Raw genomic sequence first — 24,470 nt, 5'->3', positions numbered from 1 at the left:
TCAGGAGCCGTCGTCGACGGTGAGGTACGGGATCTTCACCGGATCCTGGCCGAAGGCGGCCCCGAGATAGACGGCCGACAGTTTGGCGAGCGTGCCGTCGTCGATCAGCTGCTTGATGATGCGGTCCAGTTCCTCTTTGTCGGGTGACCCCTTCGGGTACAGGGCGCCGTAACTCTGGCCGGTCCTGTACTGGCCCACGAGGCGCACCCTGTCCTCCTTCTTCTGGGGATACGCCAGCAGGATCGTCGTGTCGTGGACGACCGCGTCGATCCGCCCCTCCTCCAGCGCCGTGACCATCTCGGGGTCGTTGGCGAACGCGGTCACGGGCTTGGTCGGCTTGAGGCGGCTCGCGACGAACTCCTCGCCGGTGGTGCCCTCGGCCACCCCGATGCGGACGTCGCGGACGTTGTCCTCGTCGATCGCCTCGCCGTCCCTGATCAGCAGTCCCAGCGTCGAGGAGAGGTAGGGCCGGGAGAAGTCGGCGGCCCTCCTCCGTTCCGGGGTGATCGTGATCTGGGCCAGGGCCAGGTCGAAGTCCTTGGTCCGGCCGGACACGATCTCCGGGAAGGGGGTGTCCTCCACCGTCACCCGGTCGAGTCCGGACCGGTGGGCGATATTGGCCGCCATGCAGTATTCGTACCCACTGGTGACGGAGTCCGGCGTGTCGCCGTTCCACCAGCCGGGCGCGGGCAGGGTCGTCCTGACCGTGAGGGCGCCCGCCGTCTCGGGTGACAGGTCGAACTCGCCGTATTGTCCCGAGATCGGGCAATCACCGTACTGGACGTTCGACGGCTCCGACCCGCCCTGGTCGCACGCCGGGATCATGGCGATGAGCACCACACTGACAGCCGTGGAGACGATCGCTGCCGCGGCGCGCATCATTGCACCTCCGGTAGGGACATGCTCCTGACGCCACCATAAATCACCACGAACCATACGACCGCCTGAGCCGTGCGGCAGAGCTTCGCGGCGCGGGGTCCGGTCGCCCGTCCCGCCGTACGGCCGGCGGTGAGGGACGGGCTGCCGCGAGGACCAGGCACCCGGCGGGGTGCTCCGCTCCGGTGACAGTGGCGGACTGCCGGGCGCGGCCACGCGACGGACCGCCCCGGGCCTGCTCTTGTGTTCAACGCCCCGTATGACGAACAGAGGAGGAGCACCGTGCCCTCACAGGGTTCCGGCCTTTCGTACACCGTGCCGGGAATGAGCACGCAGGACAGCAGCCGTATCGTGGCGATGCTGCAGCTGCGCCTGCACGCGCTCAACGATCTTCACCTGACGTTGAAGCACATCCACTGGAACGTAGTCGGCCCGCACTTCATCGCGGTCCACGAGATGCTCGACCCTCAGGTGGACGAGGTGCGGTCCATGACCGACGACATCGCCGAGCGGATCTCCACCCTCGGCGGCGAGCCCAAGGGAACCCCTGGTGCCCTGGTCGACGAGCGCACCTGGAACGACTACTCGATCGGCCGGGCCGAAGCCATCGAGCATCTCGGAGCCCTGGACCTCGTCTACACGGGTGTCATCAAGGACCATCGCGAGGTCATGCAGGCCACCGAGACGTCCGACCCGGTCACCCAGGACATGCTCATCGAGCAACTGCGGGGTCTGGAGCTGTTCCAGTGGTTCGTACGCGCCCACCTGGAGTCCAGCGGCGGCAGTCTCAGCACCCGCGGCGCCACCACGGAGAGCGGCGCCGCAGGACAGGCGGCGGAACAGGCGCGCGAGCAGCCCTGACCGGGACGCGAACAGGATGCGCCGAGGGTCAGCCGACCAGGCCGCTGACGTATTCGTTGAGTGCCTGGCCCGGCCGCAGGGTGGCGCGGTCGTTGTCGTCGAGCTGGAAGGCACCGAAGCCCATGACCGTCACGGTCTCGCCCCTCTTGAGACCCTCGGCGATCACGCCGGGGTGCTCCACCGTGCCGAAGAGCGCGTCGATCACCCGTTCCACCTGCTCCGCCGCCAGCTGCCGATCCGTTTCGGCGGTTCGGCGTGCGGCGGCCTCGACCAGGGCGTTCTTGTCCATGAGGTTCCCCTTACGGGTCAGTGTGTGACGGTCTTCCCGTCGCCGCATCTCATCGCTCGCCGACCCGTCCGGGAGGGCGGGTGGCGACCGCTCCGGTCCAGGCACGGCGGCGACCGGGCGGGGGCCCCGCCCGACGACTCCCCCGGGGGCGGCGGGCACATCGCCCACTCCATCCCGATCGCGACAGCCCCGCCAGCGGGCAGGTCCGCTCGGGGGCACGCATCTCCCCCGGACAACCGGGTACGGGCGCATCAGCGTCCGGCGCCCGTTCACTGCGGCGAGGATGTCAAGGCTCCAGAACGCCGGTGTGCCCGAAGCGCACGGCGAGGGCCGCGATGTCGTCGTCGAGCCGTCCGCGCGCGTAGTGGAACAGGTCCGCGTGGAGCCGGTCCAGCAGTTCACGGGGCGGCGCCTGGTTGTGCAGTCGCGCCCAGTCGGCCAGCGGGAAGAACTCGCCGGCCCGGTCGCGTGTCTCCGTCACGCCGTCGGTGTAGAGCAGCATCTGGTCGCCCGGCGCGAAGGCGACGGTGTCCACGTGGTAGTGGTCGCCCAGGAGGGCGGAGAGGTTGAGGGGGGTCGAGGCGAGGGTGGGTTCAAGGACCTGGACCTCCCCGCCGCGCAGGAACACCGGAGGTGGATGCCCACAGTTGAGGATGCTGATGTGCGTGCCGCCGGGCGGGATCTCGGCGACCAGAGCGGTGGCGAAGTGCTCCGCCTGGTCGTCGGCGGGGACACTGGCGCTGTACCGGGAGACGGTGATCTGGATCCGGCCGATGACGGCCCTGAGATCGGGCTGGTCGTACGCGTTCTCCCGGAAGCAGTTGATCACTGCGGAGGCGGCTCCCACCGCCGACAGCCCCTTGCCGCGTACGTCGCCGATGAGCAGCCGGACGCCGTACGGCGTGTCGGCGACCTCGTAGAAGTCGCCTCCGATCCGTGCCTGCTCCTGGGCCGCCAGATACAGCGACTCGATCTCGATGCTGCGGATTCGGTTCGGGAGCGGCCGCAGCAGCACCTTCTGAGCGGCGTCGGCGACGAGCCGGACTTGGAAGAGTGTCTCCTCACGCTGGAGGCGCAGGTGGCTCGCGTACGCCGCCGCCAAGGTGACGGCGACGATCGCGGCGGCCGTGTACGGCGTCCCGAGATCGGAGTAGATGAAGCTGAGGCCGATCATGACCAGCAGGCAGAACGTCCCCAGCAGCACCGTCGGAAGCACGGGCCACAGCGCGGCGGCGAGGGCGGGGGCCGCGGGCAGCAGGCGGCTGAAGGCGATCTCCCTCGGGGTGGAGGCAGCCAGACCGGTGATGAGGACGGTGACGAGCACGGGTGACAGCAGCACGGCTTCCTGCTGGCCGCCGCGGGGACGGTGGCGGCGCCGAAGCCTTCCTGACCTGATCACAAACGGAATCTTATCCGGATGATTCGGGCATCGGTCCGCGGCAGCGCGGGTGGTCACGTCCCGCGGTCACCCCCGGGGCACGAAAGCGTCACGGCCGCGCCCAGTTGCGGTTCTCACCGGGCGTCTCGGGCTTGCCGTGTTGTGTGCGGGAGGCCTGCGGTCCGGTCTCGTCTCGCGGACCGGAGGAGCTCCTGGGCAGACCGCCCCGAGGACCGCTCGGCTCGGGTTGCGGCGCTGGGACATCGCTGCGGGGTGCGGTCGCATCGCTGGTCGGCTCCGGGCTCGGGTGCGCCGCCGCGACGGAACGGGAATCGCGTCCCGGCAGTGCGCGGGGAGTCTCGGCCGGGGCGTCGGGCAGGGTCGACGAGGGCGCCACAGGTGTGGCGTCCTTCCTCTCGGCGGCGGGCGGTGGGTCGGCCGGCGCGGAGGGGCGGCTGGCGGCCTGCGTCGCTCCCTCACCGTTTCCTCGGTGGGTAGCGCTGTCGGACACGGCGAAGGCCGCAGTCAGGACGGCGGCGAGTGCGGCAGCTCCGCCGGCAACGAGGGCGTGGCGCCGCGAGGCCGTGGTTCCCGGCCCGGTCGGGCTGACCGCGGGCAACCGGTTCCGGTGCGTGGGCTCGGCGTCCCGGGCCGGTCGCGGATTCGGTGCGACGCTCAGCGGGCGGGCGGCAGAGGGGACGGATACGGGCCGTGCCGGACCGCGGAGAGCGGTCAGTGCGCGAGCGCACTCGTGTGCCGACGGGCGGCTCGAGTCGTCCAGGGCGGTCATGGTCCGCAGCAGCTGGGCGAAGTCCTCGGGCAGGGAGTGGGGCAGCTCGGGAGGACGGTGCAGTCGTGCGATCGCGGCTTCCAGGGGGCCGCCGCCGTACTCGAGCCTGCCGGTGAGGCATTCGAGGAGGACGAGACCGAGTGCGTAGATGTCGACTGCCTGGCTGACGGGCCGGCCGAGTACCTGCTCGGGGGACAGATAGGCGGCCGTGCCGATGAGCGTGCCCGTGGTCGTGTGGGTGGTGGCGTCGATCAGCCGGGATATACCGAAGTCGGTCAGGTGAGGATGCCCGGACGGATCCAGCAGGATGTTGGACGGCTTCACGTCACGGTGCACGACGTCCGCTTCATGCGCGTGGGCCAGAGCGCCTGCGAGACCCGCGCCGAGAGCGGCTGTCTCACCGGGGGACAAGGGGCCGTCGGCGATGCGGCCTTTCAGCGTGGGGCCTTCGATCAGCTGCATGACCAGGTAGGCGCGGTTGTGGTGCCGCCCGGCGTCGTAGACGGTGACGAGCCCCGGATGCTGCAGCCTGGCCAGGATGACCGCTTCACTTCGGAAGCGTGCCTCCATGTCGCCATCGGCGCCGGGCCGGAAGACCTTGACGGCCACCGGTCGTCGCAGACGCAGGTCGAAACCCCGGTGGACGTCGGCGGCACCGCCCGAGCCGATGAACGCGTCCAGGCGGTACCGCCCGGCCAGCACGTCGGCTGTATACCGGGAGGCCAATGCCACGGCCGACTCGCGGAGCCTCATTTCATCTCCCACTGCTTCGAAGAGGTATCCCTACAGGCACTCGTTGCCCACGGGGTGCCGGACACACGTACCCGCATGAGGACGGGCAACGCCTGGGTGTACCGATGGGGAGGGTGACCAGAGGGTGATATGCGGCTTGATGTCGCGTCTGCCGCCTATGGCTTGCTCTGCCGGTCCGGAGCGGCTGTCAGCGGGACCACACAAATCCGTTGCAAGTGAACCGCATTGGCGGTCTGATGGGTCGGCCATCGACCAGGGAGGGAAGATGCGGGTGTCGCTGCCCACCCCCTTGTTGCACACCACTCGCCTTCTACTGCGTGCCTTCGACGACGCGGATGCGAACGACCTCTTCGCGTTGCAGAGCAGCGCCCACATCCTGCGTTACTGGGACTCGCCACCGTGGACCGAACGCTCGCGCGCCGAGCAGTTCATCACTGCTTGCCGACGGATGGAGCAGGAGGGCACCGGGGCACGGTGGGCCGTGGAGCGTGTCTCCGACGGGGCGTTCGTCGGCTGGTGCACCCTGAACAGCTGGAATCCGGACTTCCGCAGCGCGTCGCTCGGCTACTGCTACGACAGTGCGGCGTGGGGCCGGGGCTACGCGACCGAGGCTGCGCGCGCTCTGCTGGGGTGGGCGTTCGACACGCTGGACCTGAATCGCGTCCAAGCCGAGGCCGATACGCGCAATGTGGCTTCTGCCCGCGTGCTGGAGAAGCTCGGCTTCGTACGTGAGGGCACGTTGCGGGAGGACTGTGTCGTCAACGGCGACGTCTCGGACTCGTGGGTCTACGGGCTGCTCAGGCGGGAGTGGCAGCCGGCGTCCGAGCCGCTTCCCACCCACTGAGGTCCGTCCGTCGGCACCCGTGGTGAGAGCTGACGGCCGCAGCTTTCCGGGCTGCCGCCATCAGCTCCGCACGTTCCGTCGTGGGTTCAGGCGCAGGACCAGGCCGACATGCCCTGGAGGTCTGCCAGGCGTTCGGCCACGGCGATCTGCTCCGCCCGGGTGGCCAGGTCGGCGCGAGGGGCGTACTTGAGTCCACCAGCCGCCTCCCAGCTGGACTGGGTGAACTGCAGGCCGCCGTAGTGGCCATTACCGGTGTTCGCCTGCCAGTCGCCGCTGGATTCGCACGCGGCGATGGCGTCCCAGTCGGTTCTCGGAGCAGACGGCTGCGCAGCCGCCGCCTGCGTGGCCGTGCCGAGAGCAGCCACGGTGCACAGGACCACCAGGGCAGCACGGACCCGGGCACGGGACATCTTGCTCTCGCTCTTCGCATACGCGTTGTCGCTGCACGTCATGGACATACTGTTACGACACGGAAGCGGACGGCACCATGCCGGCAGCCGCCTCCCTACACCGGACGAGCGACAGAAGACGCGGAACCGGGTGAACGGGAACCGGGCAGTCCGTTACTGAGACCGTGCGTCGCACCTCAGTGGAGGCGGCCGCTTCCCCGCTTCCCCACGGCTGATGGACGGTTCTGTCGAGCGAGGACGCCTTCAGGGGTGGAGGCGCACGTCGAAGGGCACGTCATGACCGCCGGGGGCAAAGGCGTTCCCGGCCCGGGAGGTCCTGCTTCTACGGCTGGAAGTACTCCGACATCAGGCGGCTGACCCATTCGGGCTGCGTGACGTTGACCGGGTGGAACTCCCGCAGGGCCGGCTTCAGGTCGATGACCGGGGTGCCGGAGACCGCGTCGAGGCCCAGCACTGTGAGTTCGCGGCCCTGGACGGATTCGACGGCGCAGGACGTCACACCGATGCGATTGGGTCTGCGGGGGCCACGTCCGGCGAAGATGCCGACGGGCGGGAGGTCGGAACGACCACGGTACGGGCGGGGTTCACGGTAGTCGTCGAGTTCCGGGAACTGGTCGAAGACGAAGAGGACCTCCACGTGGGAGAAGTCCTCCAGACCCTGGAGGCAGGCCTCACCGAAGCGCTCGTCGATGGTGATCGTGCTGCGGACGGCTCCCCAGTTGTCCGTGTGCTGGATGTCCGTGCGCTTGTTCCTGACCGTACCTATCGGCGTGATCTCGAAGCTCGGCATGGTCAGAGGTTATCCTCGCCCGCCTCACGGCGGTATCGGGTAGGCGCCGCCGGAAGCGTCGCGTGGGACGAGCCGGGTCACTGCCGGTCAGCGGGTGCGGGAAGGGGGCCCCGGGCGGCCGCCGCGCGGTCCGTGTCGTCTTCCGTGGGGCGGACGGTCAGCCCTTCTTCGGTGGTCGGCGCCTGCAGGAACGGTTCCGGGGCGGGCGGATTGCTGCCGGAGGTGAGGGGGGCGGGTGCCGGCCGCGGTGGGAGCTGACGGCAGCGCGGGTCCCGTTGGAGCGAGGGCAAGACCAGCCGCCACCAGTCGGAGAGGCGGCCGGTGAGGGCGTGCGGGCCCTCCAGTGCCTCGGTGAGGGTGCAGAATCCGAAGAAGGCCCGGACCAGGGTGCGGGCGGTGGGGGCCGGACGGACATCCGCGGCCAACTGTCCCCCGGCCCGGGCCTGGGCGAGCAGCCGTGTGGCTGCGGTCGTCCAGAGCACGAAGGGGTCGGGAAGATCCGCATTGATGGTGTGGCGCTCCGCCCACAGGCGGGCACCCGCCCGCGTGAGGGAGTCTTCGGCGAGGGCGCGGGCGATCTCGTGGCTCAGCGCGACGAGGCGCTCCAGTGGCGGGACACTCTGGTCTCCGTACTGCGTGACGAGGCTTGGCCAGGTAGCGAAGCCGTCCTGGACGACGGCCAGGGCGATGCCTTCCTTGCTGGCGTAGTGGAAGTAGACGGACCCGCTGGTTCGTCCGGACCGGGCGCTTATGTCGTTGACGCTCGTGCCCGCGTAACCCTGCTGGGCGAAGAGGCAGGCGGCTGCCTCCAGGAGGGATCTGCGGGTTGCTCTGGCCCGTTCCTGCAAGATCTCGTGCACCTCAGCTCGGCTTCGTAGTGAACGACCCAAAATGTAGTGCGCCCGCGTACGCCGGGAGCAATGAATCGTCGGCCTCGCGCGGTGATTGCGCATTTCTTTCGAATCTGAACACCCACGAGTGGAAATTGGCTTCCTGGGTGCCGTTCCTGGTTCGCCGGCCGAAGTCGTCGCCGATGTCGACGCCGCCACTTCTTGTCGCACGGATATGCCGGAATTCGGCTCTGTGCAGGCACTCGTGGTGCCGCATCGGGAATCCGGGGGCGGCCGACCGCGGTGACCGCTTACACCTCGACCGGCTGCCGGTCGAGTCCTCGAAGTGGTGATTGCACCGCCATTCCGGGCCTAAATATCGTATCCATCGCGATGTTTTCTCTTTGCGTCTGATGCCCGGAAGGACGAGCCGTTTCGTCGGTGGAAACGGCTGAAGGACGCTGACTTCCCCTGCGGCCCGCCCTCGGGGTCACACCCCTCACCTCTCGCGGTCCCACGACGTGACCGCCTTCTCACCTCCCAGGAGGCCACCATGACGCCGATGCCCCAGGCCCTGTCCAACTGGTCGCCCGAAGCGGTCGTCTTCGACTGCGACGGCACGCTGATGGACACGGAAAGTCATTGGCAGGATGCGCGTAACCGTGCCTTCCGCGAGTTCGGGCTGCTGCCTCCGCCGGGGTTCGCCGAGCGCGCCAAAGGCGTGCACTACATCGACTGCGGGCGCTTAATGGCCGAGGAGACGAACAAGCCCGAACTGGCCGCGGAGCTGACCTCGGCGCTGCTCGGACATTTCCTGTCCCTGGTGGCTGAGGCCCCGCTGACGATGCCCGGCGCCTCCGACTTCGTGCGCCTCCTCTCCGGACGGCTGCCGCTGGCCGTGGCCAGCAACTGCCCGCTGGAGGTGGTGGAGGAGACCCTCGGCCGCGCCGGACTGCTACGGCACTTCCGCCACGTCGTCGTCCCCACGGTGCCACCTGGGCCGGCCGGACCGAGGCGGGAGGAGGACGGCACGCGGCCGGAGGTGGTGCGGCCCAAGCCGTGGCCCGATGTGTACACCACGGCGGCACGTCTGTGCGGGGTCCTCCCGGAAGCCGCACTGGCCGTCGAGGACTCCCTCACGGGGATCGAGTCGGCGTGGCGTGCCGGCCTACGGGTGCTCGGCGTGGGCCCGCTGCCGGACGGTGGAAACACCGGGCATGCCGATGCCTGGGTCACGGCTCTCGATCGGCAGGAGGTGCTGAGGTGGGTGCGGGGCTGGCTGCACGCGTCGTCACCGGGCGCCGGACAGGATCAGGAACGCCGCGATTCGCACTAGGGGTTCAGGCCGCGATGTCGCCGTTGTCCCTCGGCCCGCGGTGCCGGCGTTCAGGTAGGCAGCGCCGTCGACGAGTCGTTATCCTGCGTCCCGTGGGACTGCTGTTCGAGACGCGACGCTCCGACTCGCCATGGGTCGACACGGTGTGGACATGCACGAGCGAGCAGGTCACGGCGATGACCTCCGTCGCGGGGGTGCGCCTGGGTCTGGTGTTCTGGGAGCAGGACGGAAGGGCCCACGCGGGTGTCACCGGACCCGAGACCCGGACCGGGACGGCGCCGGTACCGGAGGGCGCGACGTTCACGGGTATCGACTTCGCCGTGGGAACGTCATTGCGGGCGGTACCCACGCCGGCGTTGGTCGACGGTGGCATCGGCCTCGCCGACACCACGCGGCGGACGTTCCGGCTGGACGGCGCGCGCTGGCCGACGCCCGGCCCCGACGATGCCGAAACCCTGGTCGGGCGTCTCGTCAAGGCAGGGATCGTGGTCCGTGACCCGCTCGTCGCCCAGGTGCTGCGAGGTCATCGCCCGGCTGCCTCAGGGCGCACGGTCGAACGGCGGTTCCGGGCCGCGACGGGGCTGACGCGAGGCGGCATCAGGCAGATCGAGCGGGTCCGCACGGCGGCGGAGTTGCTGGCTGCCGGCACCCCGGCCGCCGATGTCGCCGCCGGCCAGGGCTACTTCGACGAGCCACACCTGGCCCGGGCGTTGCGCTGCTATGTCGGACGCACCGCCGGGCAACTGCGTGACGGCACCGGCGGCGCGATCGCCCTCGATGTGCTTCAGCGCTCGACGCCGTAGATCAGCTTCATGATGCCGTTCGAGTAGCTCTCCGACTCCCGCAGCGTGAGCATCTGCTTGTCGCGGTCGGCCCGGCCGAACAGGCTCTTGCCGGCGCCGAGGAGCACGGGGAAGACGAGCAGGTTGTACTGGTCGATCAGGCCGGCGTCCGACAGCCGCCTGGCCAGTTCCGCGCTTCCGTGAAGGAAGATCGCACCGCCCTCGCTGTCCTTGAGCGCGGCGACGTCCTCGGTCGAGCGCAGGATCGTCGTGGGCCCCCATCCGTCGACGAGCGCGTCGTCCGTCAGCGTGGACGACACCACGTACTTGGGCAGTTCCTTGTAGTCGGCGTGGTCCTCCGAGCCGGGCCAGACTCGCGCGAACGCCTCGTAACTGCGGCGGCCGAACATCAGTGCCGTCGTGTCGGTGAGCTCCTCGCCCTTGAGCGACCATGCCTCCGGGACGAACTCGAGGTACTTGAACACCCAGCCGCCGCTGCGGTGCTCCTCCCCCGGTCCGCCGCCGGGCGAGTCCACGACCCCGTCGAGCGACATGAAACCGGTGTAGACCAGGTCACGCATGGTGCTGTCTCCTCGTACTCCGTGAGCTGCCGGTTCCACCCTAGGCGGCGGCACCGGGACCCGTCTTGGACGAAAACGACAGCCGGTGCGAGCGAACGCGCACGCCTGCGAACAGGTGGCCTGGGCACTTGCGGGACGCGAACGGGCCGGCTCCCGCTGACGCGTGGAGCCGGCCCGTTGGTGGTTGCCCGCGCAAGGGGGCCGGGGGTCTCAGTGAGCGGCGCCCGGGTCCTCCGGGCGGATGCGTCCCCGCCAGCCGCCGGTGGTGCCGCCGCTCTCCACGTAGTCCTTGAAGCGGCCCAGGTCCCCCTTGACCCGTCGGCCGATGAGGCCGAGGGCGTCGGCACCCTTCTCGGCGACGCCGGTCGGCTCGACCTCCATCGTGAGTTCCACGCGGGTGTGCGTGTCGTCCAGCGGTTCGAACCTCACCGAGCCGCGCTGCCGGGTCTCGCCGTCGACGCTCCGCCAGGTGATCCGGTCGTCCACGAGCTGGTCGACGATCTCCGTGTCGAACTCGCGCCGCACCCCACCGATGCTGGTGACCCAGTGGTTGTGCCGCTCGTCGAGCTGCCTGACCTCCTCCACGCCCTCCATGAAGCGGGGGAAGTCCTCGAACTGCGTCCACTGGTCGTACGCCCTGCGGAGCGGGACTTCCACGTCGACCGCGTCCTTGACCGTGCTCATCGATCCCTCCTGATGCGTTCTCCGTGGGGCCGGCCACGAGGGACGGGCCGGCCTTCCGTGCGTGTGCACGGCGTCGGGTACCCGCGATGTCCGCGGTGAAAGGTCCCGCGTTCCGGCCGTGCGGGGTCCTCCCCCGTGGGGAGCCGCTGAGTGGTGGGGACTTCGGGACGGGACTGTCCCGGAACGTGGTGGACGCCTACCGGTTCCTGTGGGGGACGTACGAGCCCGACGACGATCTGTTCCAGCGCCCAGGGGGACCCGCGGCGCCCGGTGACGCGTCGGCCGGTGCGGCCCGTGTGCCGGGACGGCGAAATCCTTTGCGTGGCGTTCTTCCGGCATGGTTGGCTCGCGTCCATGAACTGGCTGCCCCCTGATTTCGTCCATCCACCGCACGTCGGGATACCCGACGGCGGAGGCCACCGACTGCGGCCGATCCGTGGTGCCGACGCGCCGTTGGACTATCCGGCGGTGATGGGTTCGCGGGAGCGCCTGTGGTCGATCTTCGGCCCCGCGTGGGCCTGGCCGCCTGCCACGATGTCGTACGAGGCGAACCTCGCCGATCTGGAGCGGCACGCGGCGGAGATCGAGGCTCACGAATCCTTCAACTACACGATCGAGACCGAGGACCGCACCGCCTTGCGTGGGTGCGTCTACATCGACCCTCCGGAGAAGCGGGGGGCCGACGCCGAGATCTCGTGGTGGGTGGTGGACGAGGAGGTCGGCGGTGGGCTCGAGCGGGCTCTGGACGCGTTCGTACCGCACTGGATCACGGAGGACTGGCCCTTCGAGCGGCCGCGCTTCATCGGCCGGGACATCTCCTGGGACGAGTGGTCGAAACTGCCCGATCTGCCGTGAGCGGGGGCGACGCGCGCCGGGCGGAGCGACGGGGAACGGCACCTGGGTGAGCGCGCCGGTCAGGTGTGCACGGGTGCGGCCGGGCGGGACTGGAGCAGCAGGAGCGGGGTCGCCAGCAGGAACAGCCCTGCCAGGGCGATGGCTGCGCGTGGACCGAGCAGGCTGCCCCCGATGCCCCAGAGGGCGGTCAGGAGTGCGGTCGCGGCTCTGGTCGTCACCGTCCAGGCCGTGAGCGTGCGGGAGACGCGCTCGGTGGGGGTGCACCGCAGGCGGCGGGTGGCGCACAGGGGGTTGAAGAGGCCGCAGGAGAAGACGAGGGCGAACTCGACGCCGATCACCAGCAGCAGACCGCCGGTGCCCGGGCCGACGAAGGCCAGGCCGACGGGCCACACGGCGCGCAGCGCCCCGGCGGCGACCAGGACGCGATGCTGTCCGAACCGGGTGGCGAGCGGCCGGGCCAGGCGGGCTCCGAGCAGCCCGCCGATCGAGGGCACGGCGAAGGCGAGGCCGTACTGCCAGGGGGCGAACCCGAGCGGGCCCAGCATCAGGACGGCCAGCAGGGGCGAGGTGGCCATCACCAGGCCGTTGAACACGGTGGTGTTGAGGAAGAGCGGTCGCAGCGCCGGGTCGGCGAGGATGTAGCGCCAGCCGTCGAGGAGGTCTCCGGGGCGCGGGTGTGCCGTCGTCCGGCGTACGGGCTGCGGCTCCTTGTCTCCGATGGCGCGGATGCCGAGGGCGGACAGCAGGAAGCTGACGGCATCGGCCACCACGGTCGCCACCGGACCGAGCAGGCCGATCGCCGCGCCGCCCAGCGGTGGCCCGACGATGGTGACCGTCCACGTGGTGGACTCCAAGCGGGCGTTGGCGACGAGCAGGTCCTCGGCCGGCAGGAGTGTTTTCAGGTATGCGCCGGAGGCGGCACGGAAGGTGATGTCGGCTGCCGCGATCACGGCCGAGACCAGCAGGAGCTGGGAGAACGTGAGGACGCCGAGCGCGAACGCGGTGGGGACCGTGAGCAGCGCCACGCACCTCACCACATCGGTCGCGATCATCACCTGGCGTTTGCGGCGGAACTCCGCCCACTGGCCGAGCGGAACCGCCGCGGCCGCGCCCACGGCGGTTCCCACACTGGAGAGGGCGGCGACCTCGGCCGGGCCCGCGTGCAGCACCTGGATGGCGATCAGGGGGAACGCGCCGAAGGCGAGCCACGCGCCGAGGGCGCTGGTGCCGTGTGCTGCCCAGAGCCACGCGAACTGCCGCCCCAGCCGTCGCTCGTTGCTCATGTACTGCACCCCTCGCCGTTCGTCCGTTCCGCGGCCGGAGCCATCCAACCCTCACCCGGCCGTGATGGTGTGTGTCGGCCGGGTGAGGGCCGGAATCGGGAGGAGGACGGCTGGATGTCAGTGGCCGGAGACGACGCCCGAGAGTTCGTCGGTGCTCTCGGGCAGGTGACCGAGGTGGTCTTCTCCCTGTACTCGATGTCGACGGCGTGCAGCTTCCGCTTGCCCGGTTCGGGGACGTCGGTGTGGTCGCGGACGAGCAGGGTGGGCCGGGGCGGTCAGGCGGGGGTGACCTCGGTGAGCACGTGCGCGTCGGCGAGTCTGAGCAGTCCGGCGCCCCGGGCGTGCGCGACGGCGACCAGCCGGCCCGCGGTGGCGTCGCGGGACGGGGTGACCGTGTGGCGCACGTCGGCCGACGCTCCGGCCGCGAGCTTCGAGGGGGCGGTACCGGTCCGTTCGACCGTCCAGCCGGAGGGGGCGGTCAGTGCGGCGGAGAGGTTCTCGAGCCGGCTGCCGGTGTGGTTCCGCAGCGTGACGACGACGTCGGCCGGGCCGCCCTGGGTGAACGGTACGCCTCGGGAGGGCAGGGTGACGGTGACGGTCAACGCGGGGGGTGTGCCGGTCGCCGGGTCGGTGACACCGGGACGGTCGTGGGGTGTGCGGCCGGTCATGCGGCGCAGGAACAGCGGGTCGTCCCGGTCGACGACCGCGAGGTCGTACCAGCCGTGGCCCGCGGGGCGCAACCGCACGGTGCGGGACGTTCCGGGCCGGAGGGTGACGGTGTGCACGCGGTCGCCGGGCCCGCCGGAGTGCACCGTCTCACCGACGAGGAGCCTTCGGGTGGTGGAGGACGGGTTGGAGCACACGATCCGCAGCCGGCCGGCGGCGGGACGATCCGCCAGGTGGGCCTCGGCACCGACGCCGGTGCCGCGCAGCTCCCACAGGGACCAGCCGGGCCCGTGCACCTGGAGGTCGTAGCCGTCACCGCCGTGCTCGACCGTGTGGGTGGCTCTTCCGCGTGCGGCGACGGTCCAGGCGCGCGGGGCGGTTCCGTCCGCGGGGTAGGCGGTGAAACAGGCGCCGGTGGTTCCGTCGTTGGCGAGCCGGAGGCGCACACCGGTACGGGTGACGGCGGGACGCACGGACAGCCGGTACGGGGACGGGCGGGTGCGGCGGGTCCCGGGCTCCTGGCCGGGCAGCGACTGGTCCTTCGGTGGTACGGGGTTCCAGCGGCCCACCGGAGCCGGTACCGGGCCGGGCCGCTCCACCTCAGGCTGCCGGTGGCTCCCCTGGAAGTCGAAGGCGGTGGTCAGGTCGCCGAACACGCTCCTGCGCCAGGCGCTGATGTTGGGCTCCCGGACACCGGTCCACCGCTCCAGGAACCGGATGACCGACGTGTGGTCGAACGCCTGGGAGCTGACGAAGCCGCCCACCGTCCAGGGCGAGACGATCGTCATCGGGACGCGCGGGCCGGGGCCGACCGGGCGGCCGTCGTACCAGTCGTCGTCGTTGCCGGAGGCCGGTCGTGGCGCGACCGGTGCCGGCACGTGGTCGAAGTAGCCGTCGTTCTCGTCGAAGTTGATGAACAACACCGTCTTCGACCAGGTTTTGGGGTCGCCGGCGACGGCGTCGAGGAGGTCGTGGACCAGGTTGGCGCTGCCGGCCGGGGTGGAACTGCTGGGGTGTTCGGACAGTGCCGCCGTCGGAACGATCCAACTGACCTGTGGCAGGGTGCCGTTGTCGATGTCGGAACGGATCCGGCGGACGAGTGAGCCGGGCTCTGAGCGGTGGGCGCCGCGCAGGAAAAGCCGGCGCTCGGCGTCGGTCAGCGCGTCGACGCCCCGCTGGAACTCGGCCAGTTCACTCGTGCGCTGTCCGGGCGTCTTGCGCAGCAGGCTGTCGTAGAACTGCTCGGTGGTGGCGTACCGGGCGGTGACATGCGCGAGGATCTTCCGGCCGATCTCCTTCCATGGCCGGAAGTACTCCACCGCGTTGTCGGTGAAGTTGTCCCACTCCTGGTAGATCTGCCAGGAGACACCGGCGGCCTCCAGGCGTTCGGGGTACGTCGTCCAGGTGTAGCCGGCGTGGTCGTGGGCGTAGGCGGCGTTGGTCACGGCCCGCCCTCCCCCGTCCGGCTCGTGGCCGGTGGTGCCGGTCCACAGGTAGTTGCGGTTGGGGTTGGTCGAGCCGTACACCGAGCAGAAGTAGGAGTCGCAGAGGGTGAAACGGTCGGCCAGTTCGTACTGGAGGGGGATGTCCGCGCGGTCGTAGAAGGCCATGGTGCTCTGCGTTTTGGCGGCGACCCAGTCGTTCCACCAGCCGTTGGACCGCGCCTGGTTGGCGTCGTCGAAGCCGTGCGCGAGCGCGCCGAGGTACTGGATGTCGCTCTCCGGTCGGCCCGCGTCCACCGCCGCACGGCGCGCCGAGAACGGCAGCACCACACCGCCGCCGGGCCGCGGCTGCTCGAAGACGCCCGCCCCCGACGGGAGACGCAGCGGCGTACGGTCGCCGAAACCGCGCACACCCCTCAGCGTCCCGAAGTAGTGGTCGAAGGAGCGGTTCTCCTGCATCAGGACGATCACGTGCTCCACGGCACGCAGGCCGCCCCGCGGCATCGGCGCGGCCATCGCCTCGTGCAGTGACGAGGGCAGGAAGGAGAACGCGGCCCCACCGGTGAGAGTGCCGAGGACCGTGCGGCGGGAAACGTCAGACATGCCGGGGACGGTACGGCCGTCCGCCCGGCGGCAGAAGGCCGCGGGACGGGTTTTCGCCGGCCGTTCACCGGATGGCATCCACCGTTCCGCTGCCGGTGGTCCCGGCCTCCCGGGGCGGGCCTGTCCGTCCGGTCCGCGGGCTCTCACCCCAGGGGATCCGGAACCCGTCGGACCGTCCCGGCATCCTCAACAAGGGGTTCACAGGGGAGGGTTCGAGCGGGTGGGTACGGACATGGACATCATCAGGCCGCTGCCTGTGTCGCTGCGGGAGCATGCCCGGCGGCTCGGGGACAAGGTGGCCTTCGCGGACCGTCGCGGGAAGGTCACCTACCGGGACCTGGAGGTCAGGACCGGGCGGCTGGCCGGTCACCTGGCGCGGCTCGGCGTGGCACGGGGCGAGCGGGTGGCGATCCTGCTCGGCAACCGCGTCGAGGCGGTCGAGAGCATGCTCGCCGTCGTCCGGGCGAGCGGGGTGGGCGTGCCGCTGGATCCCGGTGCCTCCGGACCGGAACTGGCCCGTCTCCTGGACGACTGCGGTGCGCGGGTGCTCGTCACCGACGAGACACGGCCGGCCCGTCGGCTGGAGGTGTCGTCCCGTCCCGGCCTGACCGTGGTGGTGGCCGACGGCGGTGAGGAGGACGGCAACCCCGGCACGCCGTCGGGCGGGATCGCGGCGGGGGACGTCGCGGTGCGGTACGAGGAGCTGGCGGGTGCCGGGCCGGGGCTGCCGGCCCGGGACGACCTCGGGCTGGACGAGGTGGCCTGGCTGCTGTACACGTCGGGGTCCTCGGGCGCCCCCAAGGGCGTTCTGTCCACCCAGCGCAACCGTCTCGCACCGGTCGCCTCCGGTCTCGTCGGCGTCCTCGGGCTGTCACCACGGGACCGGCTGCTGTGGCCGTTGCCGCTCCACCACGCCCTGAGCCAGGTGGTCTGCCTTCTCGGTGTGACGGCGACCGGGGCGAGCGCCCTGCTCCTGCCACGGTTCTCGGTGGCGGGGGTACTCGGTGAACTGCGCCGCACCGACGATCCCTTCACCCTCCTCGGCGGGGTGCCGACGACCTACTCGGCGCTGCTCGACGCGGTCCGCGGTGAACGGGAGCGGGGCGGGGGCGTCCGCGGTCTCGGTACGCCGGCGCTCCGCGGTTGCCTCAGCGCGGGCGCTTCGGCCGGGCCGGAGTTCCGGAAGTCCTTCGAGAGCGTCTGCCGCGCTCCCTTCCTGGAGCACTACGGCAGCACCGAGGCGGGCCCGGTGACGATGGCGGCGCCGGGCGACACGGCGACGGCCGCGTCGTGCGGCCGGGTGCTGTCCGGCACCCGGGTACGGGTCGGGGGCGGCGCGGACGGACGGGACACCGGGGAGGGCGAGTTGTGGGTGAGCGGTCCCGGGGTGATGGCCGGCTACCACGACAGGCCTGAGGAGACCGCCGCGGTGCTGCGCGACGGGTGGTTCCGCACCGGTGACCTGGCGCGGATCGAGGAATCCGGCGACATCGTGATCACCGGACGGGTGAGTGAGCTGATCGTGCGCGGCGGGGTGAACATCCACCCCTTCGAGGTGGAGGCGGTGCTGCGGCGGCTACCCTCCGTGGCGGACGCGGCGGTGGCCGGGCGCCCGCATCCCGAGTTCGGGGAGGTGCCGGTCGGTTACCTGGTTGCCGAGCCGGGCGGTGGCGCACTGGACAGGGGGGCGCTCCTCGCCGCCTGCCGGGCGGAACTGTCCGCCGTCAAGGTGCCGGCCCAGCTGTACGAGGTGGACGGCATTCCGCGTACCTCCTCCGGGAAGGTGCGGCGCCCCGCCCTGGCGGGCCTGCCCGCGCGGGAGCTTGGCGCGGGGGCGGCCGGGGAGCCGGCGCAGGACCTGCGGGACCTGGTGCGGCGCGAGGCGGCCGCCGTGCTCGGTTGCGCGGCGGAGGCGGTGGAGCCGGAGACGGCACTGCGCGACCTGGGCATGGACTCCCTGGCGGCGACGGCGCTGCGGGAGCGTTTGTCGGCGGCGACCGGTCTGCCGCTGTCCGAGGCCGTCGCCTTCGACTTCCCCACGGCCGCCGCCCTCGCCGCCCACCTTCGTTCACGGAGCGCCGGCTCACCGTCCGGTGCGGTGGTCCCGCCCGGTGGCGCGGCACGGCCGGGCGACGATCCGGTGGTGATCGTCGGGATGGCGTGCCGTGCTCCCGGCGGGGTGAGCTCCCCCGCGGAGCTGTGGCGGCTGGTGGCGGACGGGACGGACGCGATCGGTCCGTTCCCCACCGACCGGGGCTGGGACACCCGGGCGCTGTACGACCCGGACCCCGGGCGGCCCGGCCGGACGTATGTGCGCGAGGGGGGTTTCCTGTCCGGGGTGGACCGCTTCGACCCCGGTTTCTTCGGCATCTCCCCGCGCGAGGCGCTGGCGATGGATCCGCAGCACCGGCTGCTCCTGGAAGTGGCGTGGGAGGCGTTCGAGCACGCCGGTGTCGTCCCCGGCACGCTGCGCGGCTCGCCGACCGGGGTGTACGCCGGTCTGATGTACAGCGACTACGCCCAGCGTCTGACGCGGGTGCCCGAGCACGTGGAGGGCTATATCGGCCTCGGCAGCGCCGGGAGCGTCGCGTCCGGACGCATCGCCTACACCTTCGGTCTGGAGGGTCCGGCCCTCACGGTCGACACGGCGTGCTCGTCGTCCTTGGTTGCACTGCACCTGGCGGCCCAGGCGCTGCGCCGGGGCGAGTGCTCGTTCGCGCTGGCAGGCGGGGCCACGGTGATGTCGGGGCCCTCCTCGTTCGTGGAGTTCAGCCGGCAGCGGGCGCTGGCCCCGGACGGCCGCTGCAAGGCGTTCGCGGCGTCCGCCGACGGCACGGGGTGGGCCGAGGGCGCCGGGATGCTGCTGCTGAGCCGGTTGTCCGAGGCGCGCCGCGCCGGGCTGCCGGTGCTGGCCGTGGTGCGCGGCTCGGCGGTGAACCAGGACGGGGCGAGCAACGGCCTGACGGCACCGCACGGCCCGGCTCAGCAGCGGGTGATCCGGCAGGCCCTGGCGGACGCCGGGCTGTCCCCGGACGACGTCGACGCGGTGGAGGCCCACGGCACCGGCACACGGCTGGGCGATGTCATCGAGGCGGAGGCGTTCCTGGCGACGTACGGGAGCGGGGAACGCGAGCGCCCGCTCCTGCTGGGCTCGGTGAAGTCGAACATCGGCCACACCCAGGCCGCCGCCGGCGTGACGGGGGTGATCAAGACGGTGCTGGCGATGGCCCACGGCATGCTGCCGCGCACACTGCACGCGGACGAGCCGACCGGCCGGGTCGACTGGTCGTCGGGGCGGCTGGAGCTGCTGCGCCGGGCGGTGCCCTGGCCGAGGACGGGACGTCCGCGCCGGGCGGCGGTGTCGTCCTTCGGCATCAGCGGCACCAACGCGCACGTGGTGCTGGAGGAACCCCCGGCGGATGCCACGACGCCGCCTCGGGTGTCCGGCACGGTCGACGGGACGGTGAGCGCCCCCTTCGACGGGCCGGTGCGGGCAGCGGTGCCCGTCGCCGTGTCGGCCAAGAGCGGGCCCGGTCTGCGGGACCAGGCACGGCGGCTGCACGAGCGGGTGTCCGGCGATCCGGAGGTGACCCCGGCGGACATCGGCTACTCACTCGCCACCACCCGGTCGGTGTTCGAGCACCGTGCCGTGCTGGTGGCCCGGGACCGTGCCGAACTGCTCACGTCCCTGCGGGCGGTGGCGGAGGGCGGAGACGCGCCGGGCGTACGTGCGGGCGTCGCCCGCGGGCAGGCGACGACGGCCTTCCTCTTCACCGGGCAGGGCAGCCAACACCTCGGAATGGGCGGGGAGTTGTACGCTTCCCCGGACCGACACCCGGTCTTCGCAAGGTCGTTCGACGACATCTGTGCCCTGCTCGATCCCCTGCTGCCGGTGCCGCTGCGCGACGTCGTGTTCGCCGGGCCGGGCTCCGGTAGGGGCGCCCTGGTGCACACGACCCGGTTCGCGCAGCCCGCGCTCTTCGCCCTGGGAACGTCCCTGTTCCGGCAGTTCGAGGCCTGGGGCGTCCGTCCGGACCTGGTCGCCGGACACTCGGTGGGCGAGGTGACCGCGGCGCATGTCGCCGGTGTCCTGTCCCTCCCGGACGCCTGCAGGCTGGTGGAGGCCCGGGGCAGGCTGATGGACGCGCTGCCGCCGGGTGGCGCGATGGCCTCCGTGACCGCCGGTGAGGACGAGGTCGCCGGGGTGGCCGCCCGGATCGCCGGGACGGGGCGCGTGGTGGAGGTCGCCGCCGTCAACACGCCTGGCTCGGTGGTCGTCTCGGGGGACGAGGCCGCGGTGTGGGAGACGGTCGCGTACTTCCGGGAGCGGGGCTGCTCCACGACGCCGCTGCGGGTGAGCCACGCCTTCCACTCCGCGTGCATGGAACCGATGCTGGACGGCTTCGCGGAGGTCCTGCGGGGGTTGTCCTTCGCCACGCCACGGCTCGGTCTGGTCACCGCCGTACCGGGACGGCAGGCCACCGAGGAGGAAGTGGCCAACCCGGAGTTCTGGGTGCAGCATGTCCGCCGTCCGGTCCGGTTCGCCGATACGGTGGCGCGCCTCCGGGAGCGGGGGGCGGCGCACTTCGTCGAGCTGGGCCCGCGGGGGGTGCTGGCCGGGCTGGTACGCGACTGCCTTCCCGCGGACACCGCGCCGCTGGTCGTACCGGCGCTGCGCGGGGCGCGGCCCGAGGCGGACACCCTGACCGACACCGTCGCCGCGCTGTACGCCCACGGCGTGCCGGTCGACTGGGAGACCTGCTTCGCGGGACGGGGCGGGCGGCGCGTCCCGCTGCCCACGTACGCCTTCCGGCGCGGGCGGTACTGGCTGGACGCCACGCCGCCGGACGCGACGGCCGGACCGGACACCGCGGCGCACCAGCACCCCTTCCTGTCGTCGCACACGGCGACGGCCGAGGACGGCGGGCTGCTGCTGGGCGGGATCCTCTCCGTGCCCGAGCGGCCCTGGCTCGCCGATCACGAGGTGGCGGAGTCGGTCCTGCTGCCGGCGACCGCCTTCGTGGAGATGGCCCTGCACGCGGGTGCGTCGGTGGGCGCGCCCCTCCTGGACGAACTCGTCCTCACCACGCCCGTGCCACTGCCCCCGGACGGTTCCGTCGAGTTGCAGGTCAAGGTGTCCGGACCGGACGGGGCAGGACGGCGGGCCGTGCTCTTCCACACCCGGCCTCACCCGGCGGCCGGCGACCGTCCCTGGCGGCGGCACGCCTCAGGAACCCTCGCGCCCGTGCGGCCGTCACCGGAGCACTCACCTGGTGTCACCGGGACCGGGGCGCCCTGGCCGCCGCCGGGCGCGGTGCCGCTGACCGCCGGCGGGCCGGACGCGGATCCCTACGAGGTGCTCACGGGGATCGGGCTGGGCTACGGCCCCGCTTTCCGGGGCCTGCGCGGGGCCTGGCGGTGCGGGGAGGAACTGTTGGCCGAGGTGGCACTGCCCGAGGCCGCCCGGGCCGCGGCCGCGGAGGACGACGGCCCGGGGTTCCTGCTGCATCCCGCGCTGCTGGACGCGGCTCTGCACGTCCTGGCGCTCGACGGCCGCACGGCGCGCCCCGATGACGCCGACGGAGGCGGGGTGTCCTTGCCGTTCGCCTTCGACGGGGTCCGCCTGCACTCCGCCGGCGCGCACGTGCTGCGGGTCCGGGTCGTTCCCGGGCCGGACGGGCGGGCCGCTGTGGAGCTGTCCGACGAGTCGGGCGTGCCGGTGGCGTCGGTGCGTGCGCTGACGCTGCGGCCGCTTCCGGTCCTGCCGCCCGCCGCGGATGCCGTCACCGGAGGTCTGCACCGGACGGTGTGGGTGCCGGTGCCGGTGCCGTCCGGGCCCCTGCCGGTGCCCCGGTGGGGTGTCCTGGGGGCGTCCGGCACACGGCTGGTGGATGTGCTCGCGCCTTCGGGATCGGGTGTTCCCGTGTACGCGGGCCCGGCAGCGGCGGGCGGGGGTTCGCCGGCCGTGGTGGTAGCACCGTTGGGGCCGCCGGAGCGGGCGGGTGACGCGGACGATCCGGCCGCGGAGTGCCGGTGGGCGGCCGAGCGGGCCCTGCGACTGGTGCGGGAGTGGCTCGCCGAACCACGCCTGGCGGGCTCGCGTCTCGTCCTCGTCACCTGCGGCGCCGTCGACCCGGTCGAGGACGGTCCGGCCGGCGGCACCGGCCGCCTCGGCGAGGAGCGGGTACCGGCCCATGCGGCGGTGTGGGGGCTGGTCCGTTCGGCCGAGAGGGAGAATCCGGGCCGTTTCGCCCTGATCGACGTGGACGATCACGCCGAGTCCTGGCGTGTGCTGCCCTCCCTCCTGGCCGCCACGGCGCCGGAGACGGCCGTGCGGCGGGGAACGGCGTACGCGCCGCGGCTCGTCCGGGTGAACGGGACGCCGCAGGAGAAGCGGCCCCGGCGGCTGGATCCCGAGGGCACCGTACTGGTCACCGGGGGCACTGGTTCCCTGGGCCTGCTGGTGGCCCGCCACCTGGTCACCGCCCATGGAGTGCGGCATCTGCTGCTCGCCGGCCGGCGCGGGCAGGACGCGCCGGGAGTGCGAGAACTCGTCGCCGGGCTGGGCGAGTCGGGTGTGCGGGTCGTCGTGCGGGCCGTCGACGTCGCGGACCGCACGGCGCTCGCCGCCCTGCTCGACTCCGTACCCGCGGCCCATCCGCTGACCGGGGTGGTGCACGCCGCGGCGGTGCTGGACGACGGCATCGTCCCGGCGCTGACGGCGGACCGTCTGCGCCGGGTGCTGCGGCCCAAGGCGGACGCCGCCCTCGCCCTGCACGAACTGACCCGGGGAAGCGATCTGGCGGTGTTCGCGCTGTTCTCCTCGGTGGCGGGCACCTTCGGCTCCGCCGGACAGGCCACCTACGCGGCGGCCAACAGTGTGCTGGACGCGCTGGCCCGGCACCGCGGCCGGCTCGGTCTGGCCGGTACGTCGATCGCCTGGGGGCCCTGGCAGCAGAGCGACGGGATGACCGCCCACCTCGGCGACGCCGACCGGCGGCGGATGGCCCGCTCCGGCTTCACTCCGCTGGGGGCCGAGGAGGGACTGGCGCTCTTCGACGCCGCCGTGGCGGGTGGGGACCCGGTGGTGGTGGCGGCCCGCTTCGACGCGGCGGTGCTGGGCGCCGGCGAACCCGCGGAGCGTCCTCGCCGGGTGCCTGGTGCGGGTGGGGGCGGGGACCGCTCCACCCGACGGCTGGCGGCCGCTTCCCCAGGGGAGCGCGCGGCGCTGCTGCTCGAGGAGGTACGGGCCCGGGCGGCTTCGGTCCTGGGTCATCCGGAGGGGGCAGGCGCGGTCGCCGCGGACGATCTGCTGGCCGATCTGGGGCTCGATTCGCTGGCGGCGGTCGACCTGCGCAACCTGCTCGCGGCGTCGACGGGGCTGGCACTGCCGTCCACGCTGCTGTTCGACTTCCCGACACCTCGCGCGGTCGCCGCGGAACTGGCGGAGCGGTACACGCGGGAGGCGGCTCCCGGCCCGTCCTCCGGTACCCCGGAAGGGGCCCCTCCCGCCGGCCGCCGCGGCGACTGCGCAGGCTCCGCCACGAGCGCCGAGGTCCCCGTGCCGCGGTCGGGGACGGCCGGTCAGGCCGGGGCGAAGGGCAGCGTGCCGGATTCCCTCGGGGAGCTCTTCCGCACCGCCTGTGCCCGGGGCCGTACCTGGGACGGCATGGCACTGCTCACCATCGCCGCACGGCTGCGCCCGGTCTTCGACGACGCCGGGGCCGCCGGTGCGGCGCTCATACCCCTCTCGCTGGCGCCGGGCGGTACGGGCGGGGCCCGGCTGATCTGCTTCCCCGCCCTCAGCGCGCTCTCCGGACCCCAGGAGTACGCGCGCTTCGGTACCGGACTGCGGGACCTGCGGCCGGTCTCGGCGGTGCGGTATCAGGGGTTCGGGGCCGGGGAGGCCCTGCCGGGCACACTGGACGCCTTCGTCACCGCGCAGACCGCCGCCGTCCGCGCGCTCGCGGGCGGCGCGGCGCCGGTGCTGCTCGGCCGGTCGGCCGGCGGGTGGGTGGCGCAGGCCGTGGCCGAGCGGCTGGCCGCCGAGGGCTCCGCGCCGGCCGCCGTCGTCCTGGTGGACACCTATCCGAGCGGGACGGACGACCGTGAGCAGGCGCTCTCCGCGATGACGTCGGACATGCTGCGGCGGGCGGCGGAGTTCTCCTCGGCCGACGCGGACCGGCTCACCGCGATGGCCGGCCATGTCGGTCTCTTCGCAGGCTGGAAGCCGGACCGGCTCGCCGCCCCCACGCTGTTCGTCCGGGCCCGGGATCCGCTGCCCGGCGTGGAGGCTGCCCCGCCGTGGGGTCTGCCGCACACCGAAGTGACCGTCCCGGGCGACCACTTCACCGTCCTGGAGGAACACGCGCGTACCACCGCGCTCACCGTCCACTGCTGGCTGGAGTCGTGAACCG

At 72.2% G+C, this 24,470-nt stretch carries 17 protein-coding genes; 6 read left to right on the top strand and 11 right to left on the bottom strand.

What is annotated here, in order from left to right:
- Positions 1–879, bottom strand: coding sequence for an ABC transporter substrate-binding protein (locus ACZ6A9_RS29790; protein ID WP_468991679.1), 879 nt, complete (start codon positions 877–879; stop codon positions 1–3).
- Between the two features lie 279 nt (positions 880–1,158).
- Here ACZ6A9_RS29790 and ACZ6A9_RS29785 point away from each other — a divergent pair, with 279 nt between their 5' ends.
- Positions 1,159–1,737 (top strand): Dps family protein, encoded by a 579-nt coding sequence (locus ACZ6A9_RS29785; protein ID WP_468991677.1) that lies wholly within the window; start codon positions 1,159–1,161, stop codon positions 1,735–1,737.
- Between the two features lie 28 nt (positions 1,738–1,765).
- Here the strand turns inward: ACZ6A9_RS29785 and ACZ6A9_RS29780 are convergent, their stop codons facing one another.
- From ACZ6A9_RS29780 to ACZ6A9_RS29770, 3 genes are all read right to left on the bottom strand, one after another.
- Positions 1,766–2,026, bottom strand: a complete 261-nt coding sequence (locus ACZ6A9_RS29780) for an HU family DNA-binding protein (protein ID WP_468991674.1) — start codon at positions 2,024–2,026, stop codon at positions 1,766–1,768.
- A gap of 286 nt (positions 2,027–2,312) precedes the next feature.
- Positions 2,313–3,365 carry a PP2C family protein-serine/threonine phosphatase gene (locus ACZ6A9_RS29775; protein WP_468991671.1) on the bottom strand — a complete coding sequence of 351 codons (1,053 nt, stop codon included), beginning with the start codon at positions 3,363–3,365 and terminating at the stop codon, positions 2,313–2,315.
- 148 nt (positions 3,366–3,513) lie between these two features.
- On the bottom strand, positions 3,514–4,947 hold the full coding sequence (locus ACZ6A9_RS29770) for a serine/threonine-protein kinase (RefSeq protein WP_468991669.1): 1,434 nt from the start codon (positions 4,945–4,947) through the stop codon (positions 3,514–3,516).
- 265 nt (positions 4,948–5,212) lie between these two features.
- Between ACZ6A9_RS29770 and ACZ6A9_RS29765 the strand changes: the two genes are divergently transcribed.
- Entirely contained in the window at positions 5,213–5,791 is a 579-nt protein-coding gene (locus ACZ6A9_RS29765) for a GNAT family N-acetyltransferase (RefSeq protein WP_468991666.1), read from the top strand.
- 86 nt (positions 5,792–5,877) lie between these two features.
- Here ACZ6A9_RS29765 and ACZ6A9_RS29760 read toward each other — a convergent pair whose 3' ends face one another.
- The 3 genes from ACZ6A9_RS29760 to ACZ6A9_RS29750 all read right to left on the bottom strand — a co-directional run bounded on the left by ACZ6A9_RS29760 (position 5,878) and on the right by ACZ6A9_RS29750 (position 7,851).
- Positions 5,878–6,243: a transglycosylase family protein gene (locus tag ACZ6A9_RS29760; RefSeq protein ID WP_468991660.1), complete on the bottom strand. Its 366-nt coding sequence runs from the start codon at positions 6,241–6,243 to the stop codon at positions 5,878–5,880.
- Positions 6,244–6,523: 280 nt separating this feature from the next.
- Positions 6,524–6,991: an SAM-dependent methyltransferase gene (locus ACZ6A9_RS29755; RefSeq protein WP_468991657.1), complete on the bottom strand. Its 468-nt coding sequence runs from the start codon at positions 6,989–6,991 to the stop codon at positions 6,524–6,526.
- Between the two features lie 77 nt (positions 6,992–7,068).
- Positions 7,069–7,851 (bottom strand): ScbR family autoregulator-binding transcription factor, encoded by a 783-nt coding sequence (locus ACZ6A9_RS29750; protein ID WP_468991653.1) that lies wholly within the window; start codon positions 7,849–7,851, stop codon positions 7,069–7,071.
- 523 nt (positions 7,852–8,374) lie between these two features.
- On the opposite strand from ACZ6A9_RS29750, the gene ACZ6A9_RS29745 reads away from it, so the two are divergent.
- Positions 8,375–9,157: an HAD family hydrolase gene (locus tag ACZ6A9_RS29745; RefSeq protein ID WP_468991651.1), complete on the top strand. Its 783-nt coding sequence runs from the start codon at positions 8,375–8,377 to the stop codon at positions 9,155–9,157.
- 92 nt (positions 9,158–9,249) lie between these two features.
- Entirely contained in the window at positions 9,250–9,960 is a 711-nt protein-coding gene (locus ACZ6A9_RS29740) for a helix-turn-helix domain-containing protein (protein WP_468991647.1), read from the top strand.
- Here the strand turns inward: ACZ6A9_RS29740 and ACZ6A9_RS29735 are convergent.
- Together ACZ6A9_RS29735 and ACZ6A9_RS29730 are read right to left on the bottom strand one after the other, a co-directional pair.
- A complete protein-coding gene (locus ACZ6A9_RS29735) occupies positions 9,942–10,520 on the bottom strand; it encodes a dihydrofolate reductase family protein (protein ID WP_468991644.1) in 579 nt (192 codons plus the stop codon). The genes ACZ6A9_RS29740 and ACZ6A9_RS29735 overlap by 19 nt on opposite strands.
- Positions 10,521–10,730: 210 nt before the next feature.
- On the bottom strand, positions 10,731–11,204 hold the full coding sequence (locus ACZ6A9_RS29730; protein WP_468991640.1) for an SRPBCC family protein: 474 nt from the start codon (positions 11,202–11,204) through the stop codon (positions 10,731–10,733).
- 354 nt (positions 11,205–11,558) lie between these two features.
- Between ACZ6A9_RS29730 and ACZ6A9_RS29725 the strand changes: the two genes are divergently transcribed.
- The gene (locus tag ACZ6A9_RS29725) at positions 11,559–12,059 is read left to right on the top strand and encodes a GNAT family N-acetyltransferase (RefSeq protein WP_468991637.1); all 501 of its coding nucleotides are present in this window, start codon (positions 11,559–11,561) and stop codon (positions 12,057–12,059) included.
- 59 nt (positions 12,060–12,118) lie between these two features.
- Here the strand turns inward: ACZ6A9_RS29725 and ACZ6A9_RS29720 are convergent, their stop codons facing one another.
- Both ACZ6A9_RS29720 and ACZ6A9_RS29715 read right to left on the bottom strand, forming a co-directional pair.
- Positions 12,119–13,342, bottom strand: coding sequence for an MFS transporter (locus ACZ6A9_RS29720; RefSeq protein WP_468991632.1), 1,224 nt, complete (start codon positions 13,340–13,342; stop codon positions 12,119–12,121).
- A gap of 275 nt (positions 13,343–13,617) precedes the next feature.
- Positions 13,618–16,053, bottom strand: coding sequence for a phosphocholine-specific phospholipase C (locus ACZ6A9_RS29715; protein ID WP_468991629.1), 2,436 nt, complete (start codon positions 16,051–16,053; stop codon positions 13,618–13,620).
- Positions 16,054–16,285: 232 nt separating this feature from the next.
- On the opposite strand from ACZ6A9_RS29715, the gene ACZ6A9_RS29710 reads away from it, so the two are divergent.
- Positions 16,286–24,466, top strand: a complete 8,181-nt coding sequence (locus ACZ6A9_RS29710) for a type I polyketide synthase (RefSeq protein ID WP_468991626.1) — start codon at positions 16,286–16,288, stop codon at positions 24,464–24,466.
- Positions 24,467–24,470: the final 4 nt, after the last annotated feature.

Source organism: Streptomyces sp. NPDC041124, assembly GCF_055592385.1.
This window is presented reverse-complemented; position numbering and strand designations above follow the sequence as displayed.

Bases quoted from the DNA above. Each gene is read 5' to 3' on its own strand.
- ACZ6A9_RS29765 (WP_468991666.1), top strand. From the start codon at position 5,213: ATGCGGGTGTCGCTGCCCACCCCCTTGTTGCACACCACTCGCCTTCTA.
- ACZ6A9_RS29745 (WP_468991651.1), top strand. From the start codon at position 8,375: ATGACGCCGATGCCCCAGGCCCTGTCCAACTGGTCGCCCGAAGCGGTC.
- ACZ6A9_RS29755 (WP_468991657.1), bottom strand. From the start codon at position 6,991: ATGCCGAGCTTCGAGATCACGCCGATAGGTACGGTCAGGAACAAGCGC.
- ACZ6A9_RS29735 (WP_468991644.1), bottom strand. From the start codon at position 10,520: ATGCGTGACCTGGTCTACACCGGTTTCATGTCGCTCGACGGGGTCGTG.
- ACZ6A9_RS29725 (WP_468991637.1), top strand. From the start codon at position 11,559: ATGAACTGGCTGCCCCCTGATTTCGTCCATCCACCGCACGTCGGGATA.
- ACZ6A9_RS29790 (WP_468991679.1), bottom strand. From the start codon at position 879: ATGCGCGCCGCGGCAGCGATCGTCTCCACGGCTGTCAGTGTGGTGCTC.
- ACZ6A9_RS29760 (WP_468991660.1), bottom strand. From the start codon at position 6,243: ATGACGTGCAGCGACAACGCGTATGCGAAGAGCGAGAGCAAGATGTCC.
- ACZ6A9_RS29780 (WP_468991674.1), bottom strand. From the start codon at position 2,026: ATGGACAAGAACGCCCTGGTCGAGGCCGCCGCACGCCGAACCGCCGAA.
- ACZ6A9_RS29720 (WP_468991632.1), bottom strand. From the start codon at position 13,342: ATGAGCAACGAGCGACGGCTGGGGCGGCAGTTCGCGTGGCTCTGGGCA.
- ACZ6A9_RS29715 (WP_468991629.1), bottom strand. From the start codon at position 16,053: ATGTCTGACGTTTCCCGCCGCACGGTCCTCGGCACTCTCACCGGTGGG.
- ACZ6A9_RS29730 (WP_468991640.1), bottom strand. From the start codon at position 11,204: ATGAGCACGGTCAAGGACGCGGTCGACGTGGAAGTCCCGCTCCGCAGG.
- ACZ6A9_RS29710 (WP_468991626.1), top strand. From the start codon at position 16,286: ATGGACATCATCAGGCCGCTGCCTGTGTCGCTGCGGGAGCATGCCCGG.
- ACZ6A9_RS29770 (WP_468991669.1), bottom strand. From the start codon at position 4,947: ATGAGGCTCCGCGAGTCGGCCGTGGCATTGGCCTCCCGGTATACAGCC.